Genomic DNA, 17,972 nt, shown 5'->3' with positions numbered 1-17,972 from the left:
CTATAGCAGGTGGAAACAATGAAAAAGAATCAAAAAATTATACCAGTATTAGTTGTACTTATTGTAGGGTTTATTGTTGGGGCAATACTTAATACATCAGCCGACGGAGCAAGCTCCACCCAACCCGGCACAACCGACGACCCGGTCGTAACCAAAAGCTACGTAGAACAACAAATTCAGAAGGCACTTGGCAACGGTGGTGGCGCAACTGAACCAAGCAACCCGGGAACACCATCTGAGCCATCTCAGAGTGGAGACGAGATCAAAGTCGTAACGATCAAGCCAGGCAAAATCCTGATCGCTAAAGCCGGCGCTGAGTTTATTGTGCGTTCCGGTAAGGCTGTTATCTACACACAAGACGCTAACGGTGTGGCTGATCTGACGGACGGTGTGGATCTACTGAATGGACAAGCTGCACCATCGAACCATTTGCTGTCGTTCCCAAGGGAAGGTCGCGGGATTAAGGTTAAAGATGGACTGAACAGCAATATGGTTGTTATGGTTCGTGGTGGTTACACGCTACAGAACCAGCAATAGTGTTGATCAGCACTAGTTATTATTATCATATTCAATTGCCCTTAATAAATTTCCTTACTAATAATTATTGCCATATGTGACAACGTTTTATACGTGTTAACAAGGAAAGAAACACAGATAATACTCCTGTAAACCAACATTGCAGGAGGTGTAGTAGTAACATGGCAAATAGTAATCGCAGTAGTCGTCAGGTTGTGCCAGAGAGCCGTCAGATGTTGAATCAGATGAAGTATGAGATCGCAGCAGAGTTTGGATTGAACGTAGGACACGGTAGCAGCTCTTATGGGGCAGATACCGAGTTCGGTTCTGAGCTGGGAGCTATGGGCGGAGGTTCATCATCCAGACGTCCTGGATGGGGACACCTAACTTCTCGTGATAATGGTTCTGTAGGCGGAGAAATAACGAAGCGTTTGGTGCGTCAAGCGGAACAAAGTATGTATGGTCAGCTGTAGTATTTTTTCATAAAAAACAGGTACTTATTACATGAATTTTTTTCAGAATGAAAAAGTGTGGAAAATCAGCGAAAAACCTTGAAAAACTGCTTGTCAGCTGGATTGACACCAGGTTTCAAATACGTTAATATGCATGTTGAGGATTGTACATTCAAACCTTTTCCAATTGGAAAAGGTTCATTTTTTGTGTAGGACCTCTTTAATAATATAAGAAGTATAATAGCCATTTATATTTGCTTATATTTTCTTGTGGAATCAAGCATCGTTTTGTGAGAAAGACGAATGATTTGTTTCGCAAGTATAATACTATCCATATGGGAGGTTGATCTCATGTCTGTAACAGGGCGACGTTTATTTACATCTGAGTCCGTAACTGAAGGACATCCGGATAAAATCTGCGACCAGATTTCCGACGCGGTACTCGACGCTTTCTTGGCCAACGATCCCAACGCACGCGTTGCATGCGAAGTATCTGTAGCTACAGGTCTGGTACTCGTAATTGGTGAAATTAGCACTAAATCCGAATATGTGGACATTCCGTCCATCGTAAGAAATACCGTGAAAGAAATCGGGTATACCCGTGCTAAATACGGTTTTGATTTCAATACTTGTGCTGTATTGACATCGCTTAACGAGCAGTCAGCTGATATTGCACAAGGGGTAAACGCTGCACTAGAGAATCGTGACCCATCCCAAATGGATCAGGAAACTGCGAACATTGGAGCCGGCGACCAAGGTTTAATGTTCGGTTTTGCTACCAACGAAACTCCTGAATTGATGCCTCTTCCAATTGCATTGTCCCACCGTATTGCACGCCGTTTGTCGGAAGTGCGTAAGGATGGTACACTGAGCTACCTTCGTCCAGATGGTAAAACTCAGGTTACAGTTGAGTATGATGGCAATACACCTGTTCGTGTAGATACAATCGTTGTATCCACTCAACATGCTGAAGAAACAACACTGGAGCAAATCCAGAAAGATATTAAAGAACAAGTTATTCTTCCAGTTGTTCCTGCGGAACTTTTGGATGAAGAAACGAAATATTTCATTAACCCGACAGGCCGTTTCGTAATCGGCGGACCTCAAGGGGATGCAGGTCTAACTGGACGTAAGATCATCGTTGATACCTATGGCGGTTATGCTCGTCATGGCGGCGGTGCATTCTCCGGTAAGGATCCTACAAAAGTAGACCGTTCTGCAGCATACGCAGCTCGTTATGTAGCGAAGAACCTTGTTGCCGCAGGTCTTGCTGACAAATGTGAGATTCAACTTGCTTACGCGATCGGTGTAGCAACCCCTGTCTCCATTAGCGTAGACACTTACGGCACAGGTAAAGTAAGCGAAGAGAAGCTGGTTGAACTCATTCGTAACAACTTCGACCTTCGTCCTGCTGGAATTATCCGTATGCTCGACCTTCGTCGTCCAATCTACAAGCAGACTGCAGCTTACGGCCACTTCGGACGTACTGATGTAGAATTGCCTTGGGAACAAGTGGATAAAGCGGAGCTGTTGAAAGCTCAGGCTGGCATCTAAGTAGTGTAACAACCTGTTACATCTTGGGTGTAATATAAATATGAGGACATGAAATGTCCATGAATGATTGAAGAAGCCGATATCTGGTAACAGGTATTGGCTTCTTTTTTTGTCCTCATAATTAGGTTTACTAGATTAGTTACCCTCTAATAACAAGACATTCTAAGAAAATGTCGTAGATTCCAAGAAAAATGATGTGAAACTAGTAGATTGTTGGACTAATTTCGTAACTTTTCCTCTAAAATTCAGTCTATTAAAGTAGAGACTTAAATGTTCAGCAGATAGATTGGAAGTCTGGACATAAAGATGGGAGAGTTACAATTCACATGATACGTAAGGAAGAGTTAAAAACGTCGAGAAAGAGTCAGTCGGGGAAGAAATGGGCCATCGTTACTTTAGCCGGTGTGATCTGGATCGGTCCAGTGCTAGGAAGTGGTGTTCCGGTACTGAACGGGCCATTATCTAATTCTATAGTCGAAGCGGCAGCATCCTCTGTTAAGAAGCTAAGTGAGGAGATCATAACATCGGGTGCAACGCTGATCAAATATCAATATAACACAGGTTCGCAGACCTCACTTGCCAATGTCATTCAGGTAGATCTTAAGAATAAGAACGTGAAGCTGGATGTGATGACAGGTAAGGAAGGGTATTTTACAACCAAACAATCAACAGGTGGCATGGCGAAAGAAAATGGTGCAGTTGCTGCGATTAACGGTGACTATTTTAACACAGGAGCACAAGGGGCTCCAATGGGTGGACAGGTATCAAGCGGACTGCTCATGTCCACACCATCTATGCTGAAGGGCATGTATGCTTTTGCCGTGACGAAAGACGGCACACCGATGGTCGATGAGTTCGAGTTCTCCGGTAGTGTGACGGCAGAGAATGGTGAGAAGTTTACGCTGGCGGGTATGAACAAATCGGCTTATGTACCAGAGGGAGGCTCCTCTAACTTTAGCCATTTGAATGCAGCTTATATATACACAAGTGCTTGGAAGGCAGTTGAACGTCCAACGAACAGTTCGACAACGCCAACCGAGGTTATGGTAACAGATGGGGTGATCACGGAAATCTCGGACAAAGCGAGCATTCAATCATCCATTCCTAAAGGAAGTTTTATTCTGCGTACACATGGTACGGCGGCGAATTTTGTGAAAAATAATCTGCAAGTTGGACAACGACTTACAGCTGATTATTCTCTTGTCTCTAAGAAAACCGGGAAACAAGTTAATCCGGACTCGCTTCAGGTGATGATTGGCGGTCATACGATTCTTGTGAATGATGGAAAAGCGACATCTTTTTCACGAGATGTAAGTAGTATCGGTGGCTATCGTGCACGTACCTCGTTAGGTTATTCGAAGGATGGTCGTTATGCTTACCTCATAGCAACAGAGAAGCATGCAGGAAGCACAGGTATGTCCCTGAGTCAGCTGCAAAGCTTCATGACAAGTATCGGCGTGTGGAAGGGATTGAACCTGGACGGCGGCGGATCGACAACGATGATTAACCGTCCTTTGGCGGAGATGGATACGAGACTAACATTTAACACGGAATACGGTACCGCGCAGCGCAGCATCGTTAACGCGCTTGGTGTGTTCTCGACTGCTCCGAAAGGCGCACTCAAGGGTTTTAAAGTAAGTGGGAACACGACCCTATTAATCGGACAGACTGGAAACTACCAGTTGAAGGGCTATGATACGTATTACAATCCGGTAGATATGCAGACGGTAACGCCAACCTGGAAGTCTAGTAACGCTAATATTAAGGTGAGCGGACAGACGGTGAAAGCCGTATCACCAGGAACATCAACAGTTACAGCGGTTAGTGGCAACGCTAAAGCGACCATGCAGGTAAAAGTCCTTGGTGCAGAAGATGTCGTGTCCTTACAGGCGAGTACATCAGCGGCTCCGTTAGCAGCAGGAACAACTGTCTCTGTACCTGTCAGTGCGACGCTGAGCAGTGGGGAGAGTATTCAAGTTCCGGATAGCGCACTGAAATGGGAATTTATCGGCTTCAAAGGCAAAGTGACAGACGGACGACTGACCGTAACTTCAGTGAATGCGAATGCAAAAGTCGGCTACGCGGTTGCTCGTTATGACGGTTTCAGCACCGTCGTTGTTCTCTCGGCGGCGGGTGAAAGCACGTGGGAGAATTTTGAGAATGTGAACTATCCGGTTAGCTTCACAACGAATGTATCCGGCGTTACAGGAAAAGCAGCGATTGTGAAGGGAAGTGGAACGCATTCGACTTCCAAAGTTTTGAAGCTGGATTACGATATGAACGGTGGAATTGGGCAAAAAATGTACGCCTACGCTCAGTTTAACGGTTCTACCGGCAAAACCATCCCAGCAGCAGCTACCGCCATGACACTTGACGTGGAAGGGGATAATAGTCTAAACTGGCTCCGCGCGGAGTTAAAAGACAAAAACGGCAAAACTGTTTATATAGATCTCGCAAAAGTGATCGATTGGACAGGGTGGAAGACGCTTAATCTTGATCTGAGCGGTTATAACATTGCTTTCCCAGCACAGCTGAAAAGAATGTACGTTGTTAACGTAGAGGAAGGTCAGGATGAGCGTGCATTGACGGGCTCGGTATCTTTTGACGATATCCGGTTTACGATGCCTGCGCTTTCGAGTGATGCAGGTCTACCAACAGGTAAGGCTGTGATGACAATTGGTCAGAAGTCACTCACGATGAATGGAAACAAGATAGCGATTGATTCAGCCCCACTCTTAAAAGGTGGAACAACCTATGTTCCGATCAAACATGTGCTCGACGCATTCGGCGGTCAGGCTACATGGGATAAAACAGCTCAGCGAGTAACTGTACTTCGCGGTAGTAAGCTGATGGATCTGACAGTAGGGAAGAAGGAACTAGTCTTAAACGGGAAAAGAATATCTACTGCAGTAGCACCGATGATTCAAGGTGGTAGGACTTTGGTCCCTCTGCGTCTCGTTTCAGAGCAATTGGGCCTGAAAGTAAAATGGGACAAGAACACGAAGACCGTTACGATAGAATCGTGATATGGTATGATGTGAGTATGAAACGTTAGAAATGGAGTAGAGTGCGTGGATTATCAAGCTGATGCCATCGACCGTGTCATAAAGAACGCCATCCAAGTGATGGAAGACAGCAAATACCAGATGTTTGAAATATTAGAGACATCGCGCGATGAGCTCGTGTCTCTCAATCAGGAACTGAAGCAGGTACTGAAAGAAACGACGGAAACCTTGGAAAAGGTAGACCAGTTGGAGCTGAACTACCGCCGTTCCCGGATCCGGCTGACGGAAGTCAGTCGGGACTTTGTCCGGTATAAGGAAGAAGACATCAAGCAGGCGTACGAAAAGGCAACTCAGCTTCAGCTTGACCTCATGATTTATCGCGAGAAGGAAATGTACTTAAAGGCAAGGCGCGACGAACTCCAGAAACGGGTTCGTAGTGTTGAGAACTCGGTAGAACGAGCAGAATCTATCGGTTCGCAGATGGGTGTGGTTTTGGAATATTTGTCTGGTGAACTAGGACAAGTATCCCGAATTATCGAATCCGCCAAAAATCGTCAGGTTATCGGATTGAAGATTATTTTGGCGCAGGAAGAAGAACGCAAGCGGATCGCACGCGAAATTCATGACGGACCGGCTCAGTTACTGGCGAATCTGGTTCTTAGGACAGAAATTGTTGAAAGAATGCTTCTTAAGCAGGAATTTAAGATGGTCCAAGACGAAATAGTAGATTTGAAGGGACAGGTTCGGTCAAGTTTAGAAGAAATGCGTAAAGTTATTTTTAATCTGCGTCCAATGGCACTCGATGATCTGGGGCTTATTCCTACACTCCGTAAATACGTGCATGATTTTGAAGAAAAGTCCAAAATCCGCATGTTGTTTGAAACACGTGGCAAGGAGCATCGTCTCTCTTCTGCGATGGAGGCGGCCATCTACCGGTTGGTGCAGGAAGCACTTTCGAATGCGGCCAAACATGCTTACCCTACATATGTGCTAGTGGAGCTTACATACCAGGCGCAAATGGTTAAAATCGTCGTACAAGACAACGGACTAGGATTCAAGGTTGAATTACTGGAACAGAAGAGCAAGGACCACTTTGGGTTAATCGGCATGCGGGAGAGGGTCGAACTGCTCGAAGGGAGAATGGAAATTATATCAGCCGAGAATGAAGGTACAAAGATCATAATCCATATCCCGACGAACGTAGAGAAGAGAAAGGAGTAACAGGATGGAACATTTGGAGAATGAAATTCCGGTCATTAAAGTACTATTAGCGGATGACCACCAGCTTTTCCGTGAAGGATTGAAACGTATTTTGAACATGGAGGATGACATTGACGTCATCGGTGAATGTGGAGACGGCATTCAAGTGCTGGAATTCTGCAATCAGGTTAAGCCGGACATCGTTCTAATGGACATCAACATGCCTACGGAGAATGGCGTGCAGGCTACAGAGAAGCTGCGCGAGTTATTCCCAGAGATTAAAGTGATTATTCTTTCGATTCACGATGATGAGAGTTATGTGTTTGAGACACTCCGTAAAGGAGCGAACGGATATTTACTGAAGGACATGGAGGCCGAGTCGCTGATCAACGCGATCCGCTCCGTTCATGAGGGCTATGCGTTCATTCATCCGAAGGTGACGGGTAAGCTTATCCAGCAGCTGCGCCGCATGACTTACGTGAATGAAGCTGGGGCTATGGCCGAAGGTGGAACTCGTGAAGCTGGTGTTAAATTCGTAGCTGGTGAGAACAACCCATTAACGCGCCGCGAAGCTGAAGTTCTTCGTCTGATGGCTGAGGGTAAGAGCAACAAGATGATCGGGGAATACCTATTCATTAGTGAAAAAACCGTAAAAAACCACGTCAGCAGCATTTTGCAAAAGATGGAGGTCGACGATCGCACACAAGCGGTTATCAACTCCATCAAGTATGGCTGGGTGACACTGTAGGTTGTAATCCGAAGTACGGATATGGCTTAACACATGGGAGAGGGGATCGCCAAGGATTTTGGCGGTTCCTTTTGTGTGTTTAGGGGAGATGAAATAGCAATTTGATGATACGATGCTACGGTATTAACGTGTCAATATACCCCCCTAGATTCCTATTCCAATTAAGCAGGCATAAGTAATGGATAGGTGTGGGTGCGGTAGACAGTCATTCGAGCGTGCTCCGAGCTATGCGTAGAGTGTGTAGTATAGTGGAATATCAAATGAAAATATGGAATAAAAATTGGAATACCTTATCCGACTTAAGTGTGTTCGTAATATGCGAAATGCCGTGACCTTGGTTATCAGTGTGGGTTGTGTTTGGTATCCTTGTCACCGCTCTTTCTCGTTCGGCATATACTGCCTTTAAGAGAAGGAGGTGAGTCTCATGGTTGCCCATTTGCTGTGGATACTGGCCATATATGGAGTCGCAGTTGTATTGGTGCATGTTCTGTATGCTCGTCGGCGTGGCAGAGAATCATCACAACAGCGCCCTAGAATGCATTATGTATTGATTACTTCCAACCATGAGCGGCAGGTGGAATGGTATTTGAGAGCCCTTTCACTATATGCCCTGCTAAGCGGGACGCGGGTGCGCGTAACCGTCCTTGATGATCGGTCCGTGGATGATACCTTGAGAATTGTACATCGCTTGGTGAACTTATCCGGTATTGAGCTTACGGTAGGTGAGTGGAATTCGGTTGTGGGAATAGGTAGCAGTTTAAGCGGAGGTTCAAGTTCAGGCGTAAGTACGAGTATAGGTGGAAGTACAAGTGCAAGCGCAAATTTAGGTGCAAATGAAAGCACGAGTGCCGGCGTACAGCAGATATCTCCTCCGACTTTAGAAGATGATGAACAACGTATTGTGCTTGATTTGCGTAATGTAAGTGAGGTTGTCCGAATCCCTTATGTCCAGAGCTAGACTATTGGAACGTGATGGTGTTAGCCGGGTTATAAATATGATGGTGTGAAGCACACTCCAACCTGAAAAGGGAGAGGAGGGTGCTTTTTTGTGTTGTGTGGGGTGATGGAGGGAATGGCGTACGTGTTGATTGTGTGAAAGGGGGGAGGGGCGTGCAAGTAGCTGTTTATGCGGTGAAGATTAAAGATTATTGGTGTGTTGACATTTCTTTGGATATTCGAGTGGATATACGTTGGTGGATGTTAGGCGGAATGGGAGATAGGGAATCTGCATGGAAGAGAAGTGATGCGCTAGGAACTGGTAAGAAGAAAGGTAATGAACAGCAGGTGGGAGCTTGGGTGAATGGTAGGGGTGATGAGTCAGCTAGGGGAGTTGACGCGGGTGAACGAATGTCCCATGAATTAGATAGATTCATTCTCTTAGCTAGAGGTATGCCATTAGGGTGGGCAGTTAGCCTGCGGGATGGACTTCATTCGGAGCGGCAGATGGATAGTTGGGGATTAAAAAAATGGCGCCATTATGTTCGTCAGGCACTCGCTGACAATTTGGCTTTAGAGCCGCAAAGGCAGGGAGATCTGTTACTGGGTAAGCCAGATGACATGGCAATGTGGATAACAGGGCAGAGAGAGCAGATAAGCACGGATCTGGATGATCCGGTCGTTTGGGACAAGCTCCATACGCAAGCGGAGGAGTTAATACAGCGATTGGCAGGCCGAGCACTGTTGGCTGGAGAGATGGAGTTATTGCTGGAGGAGGGTTATGAGGCTTCTATTGGTGCGAAGCCTCAAGTGGGCGGTGCGGCGGGGGATAACGCCGCACGATATGGCGGCGGCGCAGGGATGCGCGCCGGCTGGCTTGCCGCGGCCCAGCTTGGCTACCTGCTGGGCCACCTGCGCCTGGAAGCGGGGCTGGCACAGCCCACCCCGCGGGAGAAGCCCGGCTGGCTGCGCCGCAGCCGGGCCATGGCCCTTCGCTGCCGGCGCTGCGGCAGCGAGGCCCTTAGCCGCACGGCATGCGCCACGTGCGGCTCGGCGGCTTGCGCCTATTGCGAGGCCTGCCTCGCTATGGGGCGCAGCCGCTCTTGTGCGCTGCTACTGCAGGGCGCAGCGCATCCGGCCGTGCGGGGCACGGCCGGGGGTTTCCCCACTGCGGCCTTGGGCCGGTGGGGGCTTAGCGCAGCGCAAAGCGCCGCCGCAGGCGCTGCGCTGCGGTTCTTGGCGGAGCCGCCGGAGGCGGGCTCCGCGGCCGCCCGCTTCCTGATCTGGGCGGTGACGGGCGCCGGGAAGACGGAGATGATCTTCCCGTTGCTTCAGTCCGTGCTGGATGCCGGCGGGCGGGTACTGGTGGCGGCGCCTCGAAGGGATGTGGTGCTGGAGTTGGCACCACGTCTCGCCACCGCTTTTCCGGGTGAGAGCATAGCGACACTATACGGCGGAAGCCCAGACCGCTGGAAGCGGGGGAGTATTACTTTAGCGACAACTCACCAGTTGCTTCGTTTTCGCCACGCTTTTGATCTGGTAGTTATAGATGAGATTGATGCATTCCCGTATCATAACGATCCGATGCTGGATTTTGCAGCCAAGGGCGCGTGCAAGCCCGGAGGGAAATATATTTATTTGTCCGCGACTCCTCCTGCGAAGCTCCAACGTGAGGCTGCTGCAGGAAAGTTGCCTCATGCGAAAGTACCAGCTCGTTTTCACGGACATCCCTTACCTGTGCCAAAGGCACTGAAAATCCCTTCAGTTCAGCGTTCTCTAACGCAGAAGAGTCTTCCTTCAGGATTAGTACGCGAGCTTAAGGCGTCACTACAGCGGGGAGCGCAGGTCTTTTTGTTCGTATCACGGATACGTCACATTGAACCTTTTTTACAGCTATTACGCCGTTATTTCAAGGACATTTCTATAGAAGGAACATCTTCTGTTGATCCTAGTAGGGCAGAGAAAGTAATGTCATTCCGTAATCGAGACATTCGCTTGTTAGTAACGACAACGATACTTGAACGCGGTGTCACCGTACCTAAGAGTGATGTGTTTATCGTGGATGCGGACAGTGAGCTTTTTGATGAGGCGGCGCTGATCCAGATGGCCGGTCGGGCGGGGCGTTCCAAGGATGATCCAGCGGGAAGGGTTGTATTTGGCTCGCCCCAGTGGACAAGATGTCAGCGATCCGCGATGAACCAGATTAAGCGAATGAACCGGATTGCGTGGCGGGGTGGATATTTGAAGCGCTGAACGTGGAAAAGGCTTTGTCAGATGGGAGTCAGAGATGTAGAGTGTTGGATCTGATGAATGCTATATACCTTATGCTTTCAATCTTATGCTTCTTCTATCATTCCTCTAATCGACGTAAGGAGGCTACTACTCATGTTGATCGATACACTCGACCGAATCCTAAAGCCGCTCTATCGTTTGCTAGCAGTAACCGGGCAGAAATGTTTGACCTGTGGGAGAACGACATCCTTATCACGAGAACACTTTGGAATATGCCGACCTTGTTCTTTGTTGATTCCATGGATCACAAGTCTGAGATGCGTATACTGCGGAAGAACGATCGGGTGTCCAGATTGTACGCGTGAAGGTGCAGGACCCTGGCATTTTGTATGTAATCGAAGTGCAGTAACGTATAGCGCCGATATGAGAGAATGGTTGGCACAATACAAGTATCGTGGGAACGAATCATATGCGCCCCTTTTGATACGGATGATGGAGAGGGGATACCGTCAAATGCAGCGGGAATTTAGGAATAGGCAGCAGTTTGTATCGTCTCGTGAAGCTAGTAATAAGTCTCGGGTTCAGGAACATTGGCAGGCTCATATGATTACCTCCGTACCGGTAAGTTATGAAAGACTTCAAGAGCGGGGGTTCAATCAGGCTGAGGTACTGGCTCGCGGTTTAGCTGATGCTATTAATCTCCCGTATGCAGAGCTTCTTCAGCGGGATCGGCATACGAATAAGCAAAGCTTTAAGAGCCGGATGGATCGATTGAAAGATATGGAGGGGATTTTTCGTACTCTACCGGAAGCGGGGCATTTGATAGAGTTACAAGCGAATCGAATCTTTTCAAGTGATAGAAAAAGACATCTAAGATCGATTGCTCCCACAAAGGTGCCTTTTTCGCTCCGGATTCTATTGATAGATGATATATACACGACAGGCAGTACAATTAATGCATGCTCTCAGGCACTTAAGAATGCGGGCCAATCTCAGGGGATATCGGTAGAGGTGTATAGTCTTACTTGGGCACGGTCTTAATTGTCTTAGGGATAAATACGCATATTTTTCCTATTAATGATAGACGTGAGGACCTATTATACGGTAATCTATGGTTATAAGTATCAAAGGATTTATGCGACATGGAGGGCGGTTAGTATGAATTTGGGGAATTGTCCGAAGTGCGGCAAATTATATGCGCTAAACTTCCGGGATATGTGTTCTGACTGTTTGAAAGGCATTGAGGTGGAATATCAGGAATGCGCCCAGTTTTTAAGAGAATCTAGAGGTGCTACAATCCATGAAGTATCTGAAGCAACAGGAGTGTCGATTCGTCAGATCACGAAGTTTATTCGTGAAGGCCGTATTTCCATTGCTAACGCACCGAACCTGTCTTATCCTTGCGAGGTTTGCGGCACGCTGATACGCGAGAGTAATATGTGTGAATCGTGTCGAACACGATTGACTAAGGAATTAAGAAGTGTTTCTGGGGATGATCAGTCCGGAAATGACAGTTCCAATAAGAAGGACGACCTAACCTATAGAGCGGTTGACAAATTACGCAAATACTAAAACGCTACAATCGAACTATTAACTATGTTACAATCCCGGCCGATAATCTTAGTAAAGGTTATCGGTTTTTCACATTATCTTTAGGTTTATGTAAAATGTATGTACGAGGAACAATTTCAAATTCTTTTTCTATATAAAAGGAAGGTGAGCGTTATGAAGATTAACGAAACCGGACGCGTCGGCGCTGTCCATTCGTATCAACGGAACATGGAGACTAACCGACAGGAACAACACACTAAAACTCGCCGCAAGGACGAGGTGTCTATTTCAACCGAAGCGATGGAGATGCTCCAGGCTCAGGAGCGTGCTGGTGATCCAGCTCGCGCACAGAAGATTCAATCTTTGAAAGAACAGGTTTCTTCAGGAACCTATAATGTGAGTGCTGATAAACTTGCGGAGAAGCTGCTACCTTATTTCAAGCAGTTTCCTGAGAGCTAGGGATGTCTAATATGACAGTACAGACGTTAATTGATTCATTACAACGGCTCGAAACGGTGTACAATGACATGCTAGACGTGGCTGAAGCGAAGAGAGCGGCGATTGTGAAGAACGATGTTGATACCGTCGTTCAGCTACTTAATCGAGAGTCTAAAGGAATGAAGATAATCGAGCAGCTGGAGCGGGAACGCATCGAAGCATCGTTTGCTTTTTTACAGAGCCGCGGTGTTAAGTCACAGTTAGAGCTGACACTAACAGAGCTTGCTAGGCTTGTGTTCGATCCGGAGGAGAAAACGATGCTACTGGAGATTCAGTCACGGCTGTCTCGCACACTGCAAGAACTGAAGGAGAAGAATGATCTGAATCAGCAACTGCTTGTTCAATCACTCGATTTCATCGACTTCTCACTTGATATGCTGACTGGAAAGTCATCACAAGACGAAGCCATTTATCATCACCCGTCTGATAGAGGCGGCAGTACAGGACGACCGGGTCTGTTCGATACCCGAGCGTAAACAGGAGGATATTGTAATGAGATCTACATTTCATTCATTTGAAACGGCCAAGCGAAGCCTGTTTACACAAACAGCCGCACTCGGGACGACAGGTCATAATATAGCAAACGCCAATACGGAAGGTTATTCCCGTCAAGTTGTAAAAATGCAAGCATCTATCCCGATGGAGGCCTATGGACTTAACCGCTCAACGGCTGCGGGTCAACTCGGAACAGGGGTTGAGTTTAATAGCATTGAGCGTATTAGGGAGAAGTTTTTGGATGACCAGTTTCGCGGGGAGAATAGTTCTTTTGGTAGCTGGAACATTCAGTATGACACATTGGATAAACTAGAGGCCATTATTAATGAGCCATCTGATAGTGGTATTCGTAAGGTAATGGATAATTTCTGGAACTCATTCTCGGAATTGTCCAAGAACCCGGATGATCCCACGGCACGCAAAATTGTAAAGCAGACGGCAGAAGCCCTGACTGATGCCTTCAATCACATGAGCACGCAGCTTGATAATTTAAGCAGAGATTTGAATTCAAACATCGATGTTAAGGCGACCGAAGCACAAGGGTACTTAACGGCGATTGCGGATTTGAACAGTTCGATAACTCGGATTGAGCAGCTGGGTGATAAGGCTAACGATCTTCGTGACCAGCGAGATCTGATGGTTGATAAGTTGTCCAAAATTATGAATATTACCGTAACGGATGGCGAGGGAGGATACAATGTATCCCTTGGAGGACAGAGCCTTGTAGAGGGTGATACCGTCGCTGCGACGGTTGATGGTGCTTTCTTGAACACCGCTTACGAAAGCGGTGATCTTAAAGGCGGAGAAGTTCACGGGATGATTATCTCCAAGGATATCCTTGTGGAGGACTATCGCAATCAGATGAACTCGCTTGCCAATACACTGGTTAACGGTAACGTTGAGGTAAAGCTTCCCGCAGGAGCAATGCCTCCTGAAGGAACGATTTTAACTGCTGATGCAGAAGTGAAGATTAATGGTCAGGTATCCATTATACCAGCGGGTCAACCTATACCTAGTGGTGCTACACTGAACAAAGATGTCTCTACTATTGTAAAAGGTTTTAACGGCCTGCATCAGCTTGGTTATACGATGGATGGTTCTACAGATAAGGGTGTACCGTTCTTTACGGCAGCAGATGGGGGCACAGATATTACTGCAGGTAATATTCGTCTAAATCAGATTATCTCGGATAATCCAGATAAGATTGCTACTTCCATGAGACTTTCAACGGACGGCAACTCTGTGATCAAGGGTAATAATGATTTAGCGAAGTTACTCACAAACCTTAAGAATTCCTCATTCACCGTACCGGGCAGCACTAACACTTCGACAGTGGATGGATTGTTCAGCTCGATGGTTGGACAACTGGGTGTTCAGACACAAGAGACACAGCGTCAGGCGGAGAATTCCTCCTTCCTGGTCTCACAAGTTGACACACGTCGCATGTCTGTAAGTGGTGTTTCCTTGGACGAAGAAATGACCAACATGATTAAATTTCAACACGCCTATAGCGCAGCATCCCGTTTCTTAACAACTTTTGACCAGTTGCTGGACAAGTTGATCAATTCCACTGGCGTGGTGGGAAGATAATGAGGAAGGAAGGTAGCCTAGTATGTTAAGAGTCACTTCAAATATGATGAGCAGCCAGTTGATGCTGAACTTAAACCGGAATGCTTCGCGAATGAACGAGACACAATTGCAGGCATCGACTGGTCGTAAGCTTAATAAGCCATCCGATGATCCGGTAGGAATCACGTATTCTCTGCGTTACCGTGGAGAGCTTTCTTCAAATGAGCAGTATCAGAAGAATGTGGATAGTGCAGTATCCTGGCTGGATTTTAGTGATAGTACGATGAATCAAGCCGGTGAGGTATTGAATCGTTTGAAATCTCTGGTTGTTCAGGCTTCTTCAGAGACCAACGAACAATCTGGATTGGATAGCATTAATCAGGAAGTCATCCAGTTGAAGCAGCAACTTGTGGATATAGCCAATAGCAAACTAAATGGAAAATATGTGTTTAATGGACAGCAATATGACAAGATGCCGTATAATTTTCCGAAAAATCCTGATGGGTCTTTGGATACTACCACGGCTGCCACTATAACCACTGATCAAGGTTCAGTTGAATACTTGGTGGGTGAAAGTGTGAAAATCGGTATCAACGTTACTGGGAATGATGTTTTTGGTAGTGGGAATGACAATGTCTTTGCTATGATGGACCGTATTTCCCAAGCTCTTAAGGACGGAAAACATGATGATGTTAGTACTGAATTAACTAATATTGAGTCGAGCACGAACCGTCTCCTTAGTATGCGTGCCGAAGTAGGGGCGAAGACCAACCGAATTGAACTTATGGAGAGTCGTTTGGGCGACCTTGAACTTAACTTGACGGATCTTCAGTCTAAAACAGAGGATGCTGACTATGGAGAATTGATAATGCGTTCTAAAATACAGGAGAATATTTACAACGCATCTCTATCAGCCGGTGCTAAAATTATTCAACCCACTTTGGTTGATTTCCTGAGATAATGAAATAGTAGTGATTTCGAATTTCAAAACCTTGGAAGCTGTAGATGGCGGTAAGTCAGTCTATGGCTTTCTTTCATTTTATTTAGGATTGGAGAGTTGTTTATGATTATTCAAACGTCGATGTGGGGAGAATTGGATACGCCGGAGAGCAATATCTATCATTTTCCTAAAGGAATACCGGGTTTTGAGGAAGAGCACCAGTTTGCTCTTATTCATGAAGAGAATAACCCTTTTGTGTATATGCAATCCTTGAAACAAAAGCATCTCACGTTTGTGGTTGTTGACCCATTTGTTTTTTATCCGGATTACGAGTTTGAGTTACCTGATAGTGACGCCGAGGAGTTACGTATCAATGATGCTCTATCCGTGAAATGCATGATTACGGTAAGAGAAAAGATAGAAGAATCGAGTATCAATCTGCTTGCCCCACTTGTGTTCAACCCTCAAGAGAGATTGGGTAAACAAGTTGTACTTCAAGGAGTGCCGTATCGGACCAACCATCGTCTCTGGAATGATTCTGTTGATGAGAATGGAAGGGAAGGTGTTTAAACTATGCTAGTACTCTCACGTAAAGTTGGGGAATCCATCGTTATTCAAGATCAGATTGAAGTCACCGTTCTCAGCGTAGAGGGGGAAACGGTTCGTGTCGGGATCAAGGCTCCGAAACAGGTCGATATTTTCCGTAAGGAAGTGTATCTCTCAATTCAAGAGTCTAATCAAGAGTCTGCAGCTCCTACACAGGCTGGGATGAACGCTTTAATAAAAATGGTAGATCAAAAAAATAAAAATTAAAAAAAGTGAACTTTGCTATTAAATGTAGATCCTTCCTGACGATATATATAATAGAGCGGTAATTCTTCAGGGCGGCCGACCTGTGAAGACGCTCATACCACAAGGATGTGGGAATTAAACCATTTCAGGGAGGAAATAAATAATGATTATCAACCACAACATTCCAGCTTTGAACACACACCGTAACATGGGTCTGAACACAAACGCAACTAGTAAGAACATGGAGAAATTGTCTTCCGGTCTTCGTATCAACCGTGCTGCTGATGATGCTGCAGGTCTTTCGATCTCCGAAAAAATGCGTGGTCAAATCCGTGGTCTAGAACAAGCACAACGTAACGTTCAAGACGGGATCTCTTTCGCACAAACAGCTGAGGGTGCAATGAACGAAGTTAGCTCCATGTTGACTCGGATGAAAGAATTGAACGTACAGAAAAACAATGAAACATACACAACTTCCGATACAAATAATATTGATTCCGAGTTGGATCAACTAGGAAAACAAATCGACGCTATTATGACAAATACAAAGTTCAATGGCAAGAATATTACTTCTAACATTAAAATCCAAGCAGATGATTCTACATTTAAAATCACGATTAAAGGTGTAAGTACTTCAGGATTCTCTAATTTGACAAAAAGCACTAGTCTTGGAGCTGTAACTACTGCAATTGAAAAGGTTGCAACTCAACGTTCTAACTTAGGTGCGATCCAAAATAGACTGGAGTACACTTCCAACAACTTGGGTACGACTGTTGAGAACCTGACTGCTTCTGAATCCCGTATCCGTGATACTGATATGGCGAAGGAAATGGTTAGTCTGTCCAAGAACAATATCTTGCTGCAAGCTTCCCAATCGATGCTCGCACAAGCGAACTCTGCTCCACAAGGCGTTCTGTCTCTGCTTCGTTAATCTGCCAGAGATTGCAGCTTGAATTTTCAAAAGATCCTGCTTTTGCAGGATCTTTTTTTGTGTTTTTCATAAATATCCGGAGTGATTGTCCGATATATAAAGTAATAGTATCTACAAAGTCAGCCTTGACCGAACTTACTCATATAAATAGTATGTGGAGGTTATTTAGATGGAACCATTGATATCATCAAGCACTGGAAATGGTATTTCTCAAACAACTGTACCGAAACGCGATGTTTCGGGTCCAGAGATGGACAAGAGTCAGTCTGCTATGCAGGCTTTCCCTGCGGTAAAAGGAGCAAACCGAACACAGCAATCCATGGAAGAAGCTATTGTTCAGTTGCAAAAAGCGATAGATGCTATACAAGGGCCACAAAAGACGCTAGAATTCTCGATTCACGAAAAAACGAATGCTGTGATGATTAAAGTTATGAATAAAGAGACTGGAGACTTGATTCGAGAAGTCCCGCCAGAAAAAATTCTAGACCTGGCAGCAAGAATGATGGAGATAACAGGGGTCATCATTGATAAGAAGGTATAAGGAGATGATAGC

General features: G+C 46.0%; 18 protein-coding genes. All 18 read left to right on the top strand.

Features of this window, described 5'->3' with window-relative positions; translation table 11 throughout:
- The first annotated feature begins 18 nt into the window (after window positions 1-18).
- The 18 genes from ACK8P5_RS23500 (at window position 19) to ACK8P5_RS23415 (ending at window position 17,960) form a co-directional block, all read left to right on the top strand.
- A complete protein-coding gene (locus tag ACK8P5_RS23500) occupies window positions 19-537 on the top strand; it encodes a hypothetical protein (protein ID WP_422658594.1) in 519 nt (172 codons plus the stop codon).
- A gap of 161 nt (window positions 538-698) precedes the next feature.
- On the top strand, window positions 699-989 hold the full coding sequence (locus ACK8P5_RS23495; protein WP_422658593.1) for a small, acid-soluble spore protein, alpha/beta type: 291 nt from the start codon (window positions 699-701) through the stop codon (window positions 987-989).
- 330 nt (window positions 990-1,319) lie between these two features.
- The gene (gene metK / locus ACK8P5_RS23490; protein ID WP_422658592.1) at window positions 1,320-2,522 is read left to right on the top strand and encodes a methionine adenosyltransferase; all 1,203 of its coding nucleotides are present in this window, start codon (window positions 1,320-1,322) and stop codon (window positions 2,520-2,522) included.
- 326 nt (window positions 2,523-2,848) lie between these two features.
- Window positions 2,849-5,548: a stalk domain-containing protein gene (locus ACK8P5_RS23485; protein WP_422658591.1), complete on the top strand. Its 2,700-nt coding sequence runs from the start codon at window positions 2,849-2,851 to the stop codon at window positions 5,546-5,548.
- A gap of 45 nt (window positions 5,549-5,593) precedes the next feature.
- The gene (locus tag ACK8P5_RS23480; RefSeq protein WP_422658590.1) at window positions 5,594-6,748 is read left to right on the top strand and encodes a sensor histidine kinase; all 1,155 of its coding nucleotides are present in this window, start codon (window positions 5,594-5,596) and stop codon (window positions 6,746-6,748) included.
- A gap of 4 nt (window positions 6,749-6,752) precedes the next feature.
- Window positions 6,753-7,475, top strand: coding sequence for a response regulator (locus tag ACK8P5_RS23475; protein ID WP_422658589.1), 723 nt, complete (start codon window positions 6,753-6,755; stop codon window positions 7,473-7,475).
- 424 nt (window positions 7,476-7,899) lie between these two features.
- Window positions 7,900-8,433: a hypothetical protein gene (locus tag ACK8P5_RS23470; RefSeq protein ID WP_422658588.1), complete on the top strand. Its 534-nt coding sequence runs from the start codon at window positions 7,900-7,902 to the stop codon at window positions 8,431-8,433.
- Between the two features lie 389 nt (window positions 8,434-8,822).
- Entirely contained in the window at window positions 8,823-10,664 is a 1,842-nt protein-coding gene (locus ACK8P5_RS23465) for a DEAD/DEAH box helicase (RefSeq protein WP_422661562.1), read from the top strand.
- A gap of 132 nt (window positions 10,665-10,796) precedes the next feature.
- Window positions 10,797-11,684 (top strand): ComF family protein, encoded by an 888-nt coding sequence (locus tag ACK8P5_RS23460; RefSeq protein ID WP_422658587.1) that lies wholly within the window; start codon window positions 10,797-10,799, stop codon window positions 11,682-11,684.
- Between the two features lie 117 nt (window positions 11,685-11,801).
- Window positions 11,802-12,215, top strand: coding sequence for a TIGR03826 family flagellar region protein (locus ACK8P5_RS23455; RefSeq protein ID WP_422658586.1), 414 nt, complete (start codon window positions 11,802-11,804; stop codon window positions 12,213-12,215).
- 153 nt (window positions 12,216-12,368) lie between these two features.
- Window positions 12,369-12,653 (top strand): flagellar biosynthesis anti-sigma factor FlgM, encoded by a 285-nt coding sequence (gene flgM / locus ACK8P5_RS23450; protein WP_422658585.1) that lies wholly within the window; start codon window positions 12,369-12,371, stop codon window positions 12,651-12,653.
- Between the two features lie 11 nt (window positions 12,654-12,664).
- A complete protein-coding gene (locus ACK8P5_RS23445; RefSeq protein ID WP_422658584.1) occupies window positions 12,665-13,168 on the top strand; it encodes a flagellar protein FlgN in 504 nt (167 codons plus the stop codon).
- Window positions 13,169-13,184: 16 nt separating this feature from the next.
- A complete protein-coding gene (flgK, locus tag ACK8P5_RS23440; RefSeq protein WP_422658583.1) occupies window positions 13,185-14,777 on the top strand; it encodes a flagellar hook-associated protein FlgK in 1,593 nt (530 codons plus the stop codon).
- A 22-nt stretch (window positions 14,778-14,799) separates the two neighbouring features.
- Complete coding sequence (gene flgL, locus ACK8P5_RS23435; protein ID WP_422658582.1) at window positions 14,800-15,717, top strand: flagellar hook-associated protein FlgL; 918 nt, start codon at window positions 14,800-14,802, stop codon at window positions 15,715-15,717.
- Window positions 15,718-15,819: 102 nt separating this feature from the next.
- Window positions 15,820-16,266 carry a flagellar assembly protein FliW gene (gene fliW / locus ACK8P5_RS23430; protein ID WP_422658581.1) on the top strand — a complete coding sequence of 149 codons (447 nt, stop codon included), beginning with the start codon at window positions 15,820-15,822 and terminating at the stop codon, window positions 16,264-16,266.
- Between the two features lie 3 nt (window positions 16,267-16,269).
- Window positions 16,270-16,509: a carbon storage regulator CsrA gene (gene csrA / locus ACK8P5_RS23425; protein WP_422658580.1), complete on the top strand. Its 240-nt coding sequence runs from the start codon at window positions 16,270-16,272 to the stop codon at window positions 16,507-16,509.
- A 142-nt stretch (window positions 16,510-16,651) separates the two neighbouring features.
- Window positions 16,652-17,419 (top strand): flagellin, encoded by a 768-nt coding sequence (locus tag ACK8P5_RS23420; protein WP_422658579.1) that lies wholly within the window; start codon window positions 16,652-16,654, stop codon window positions 17,417-17,419.
- A 169-nt stretch (window positions 17,420-17,588) separates the two neighbouring features.
- Window positions 17,589-17,960 carry a flagellar protein FlaG gene (locus tag ACK8P5_RS23415; RefSeq protein ID WP_422658578.1) on the top strand — a complete coding sequence of 124 codons (372 nt, stop codon included), beginning with the start codon at window positions 17,589-17,591 and terminating at the stop codon, window positions 17,958-17,960.
- The last annotated feature ends 12 nt before the right edge of the window (window positions 17,961-17,972 follow it).

Source organism: Paenibacillus sp. EC2-1, assembly GCF_049311625.1.
Lineage (GTDB): Bacteria > Bacillota > Bacilli > Paenibacillales > Paenibacillaceae > Paenibacillus_AQ.
This window is presented reverse-complemented; position numbering and strand designations above follow the sequence as displayed.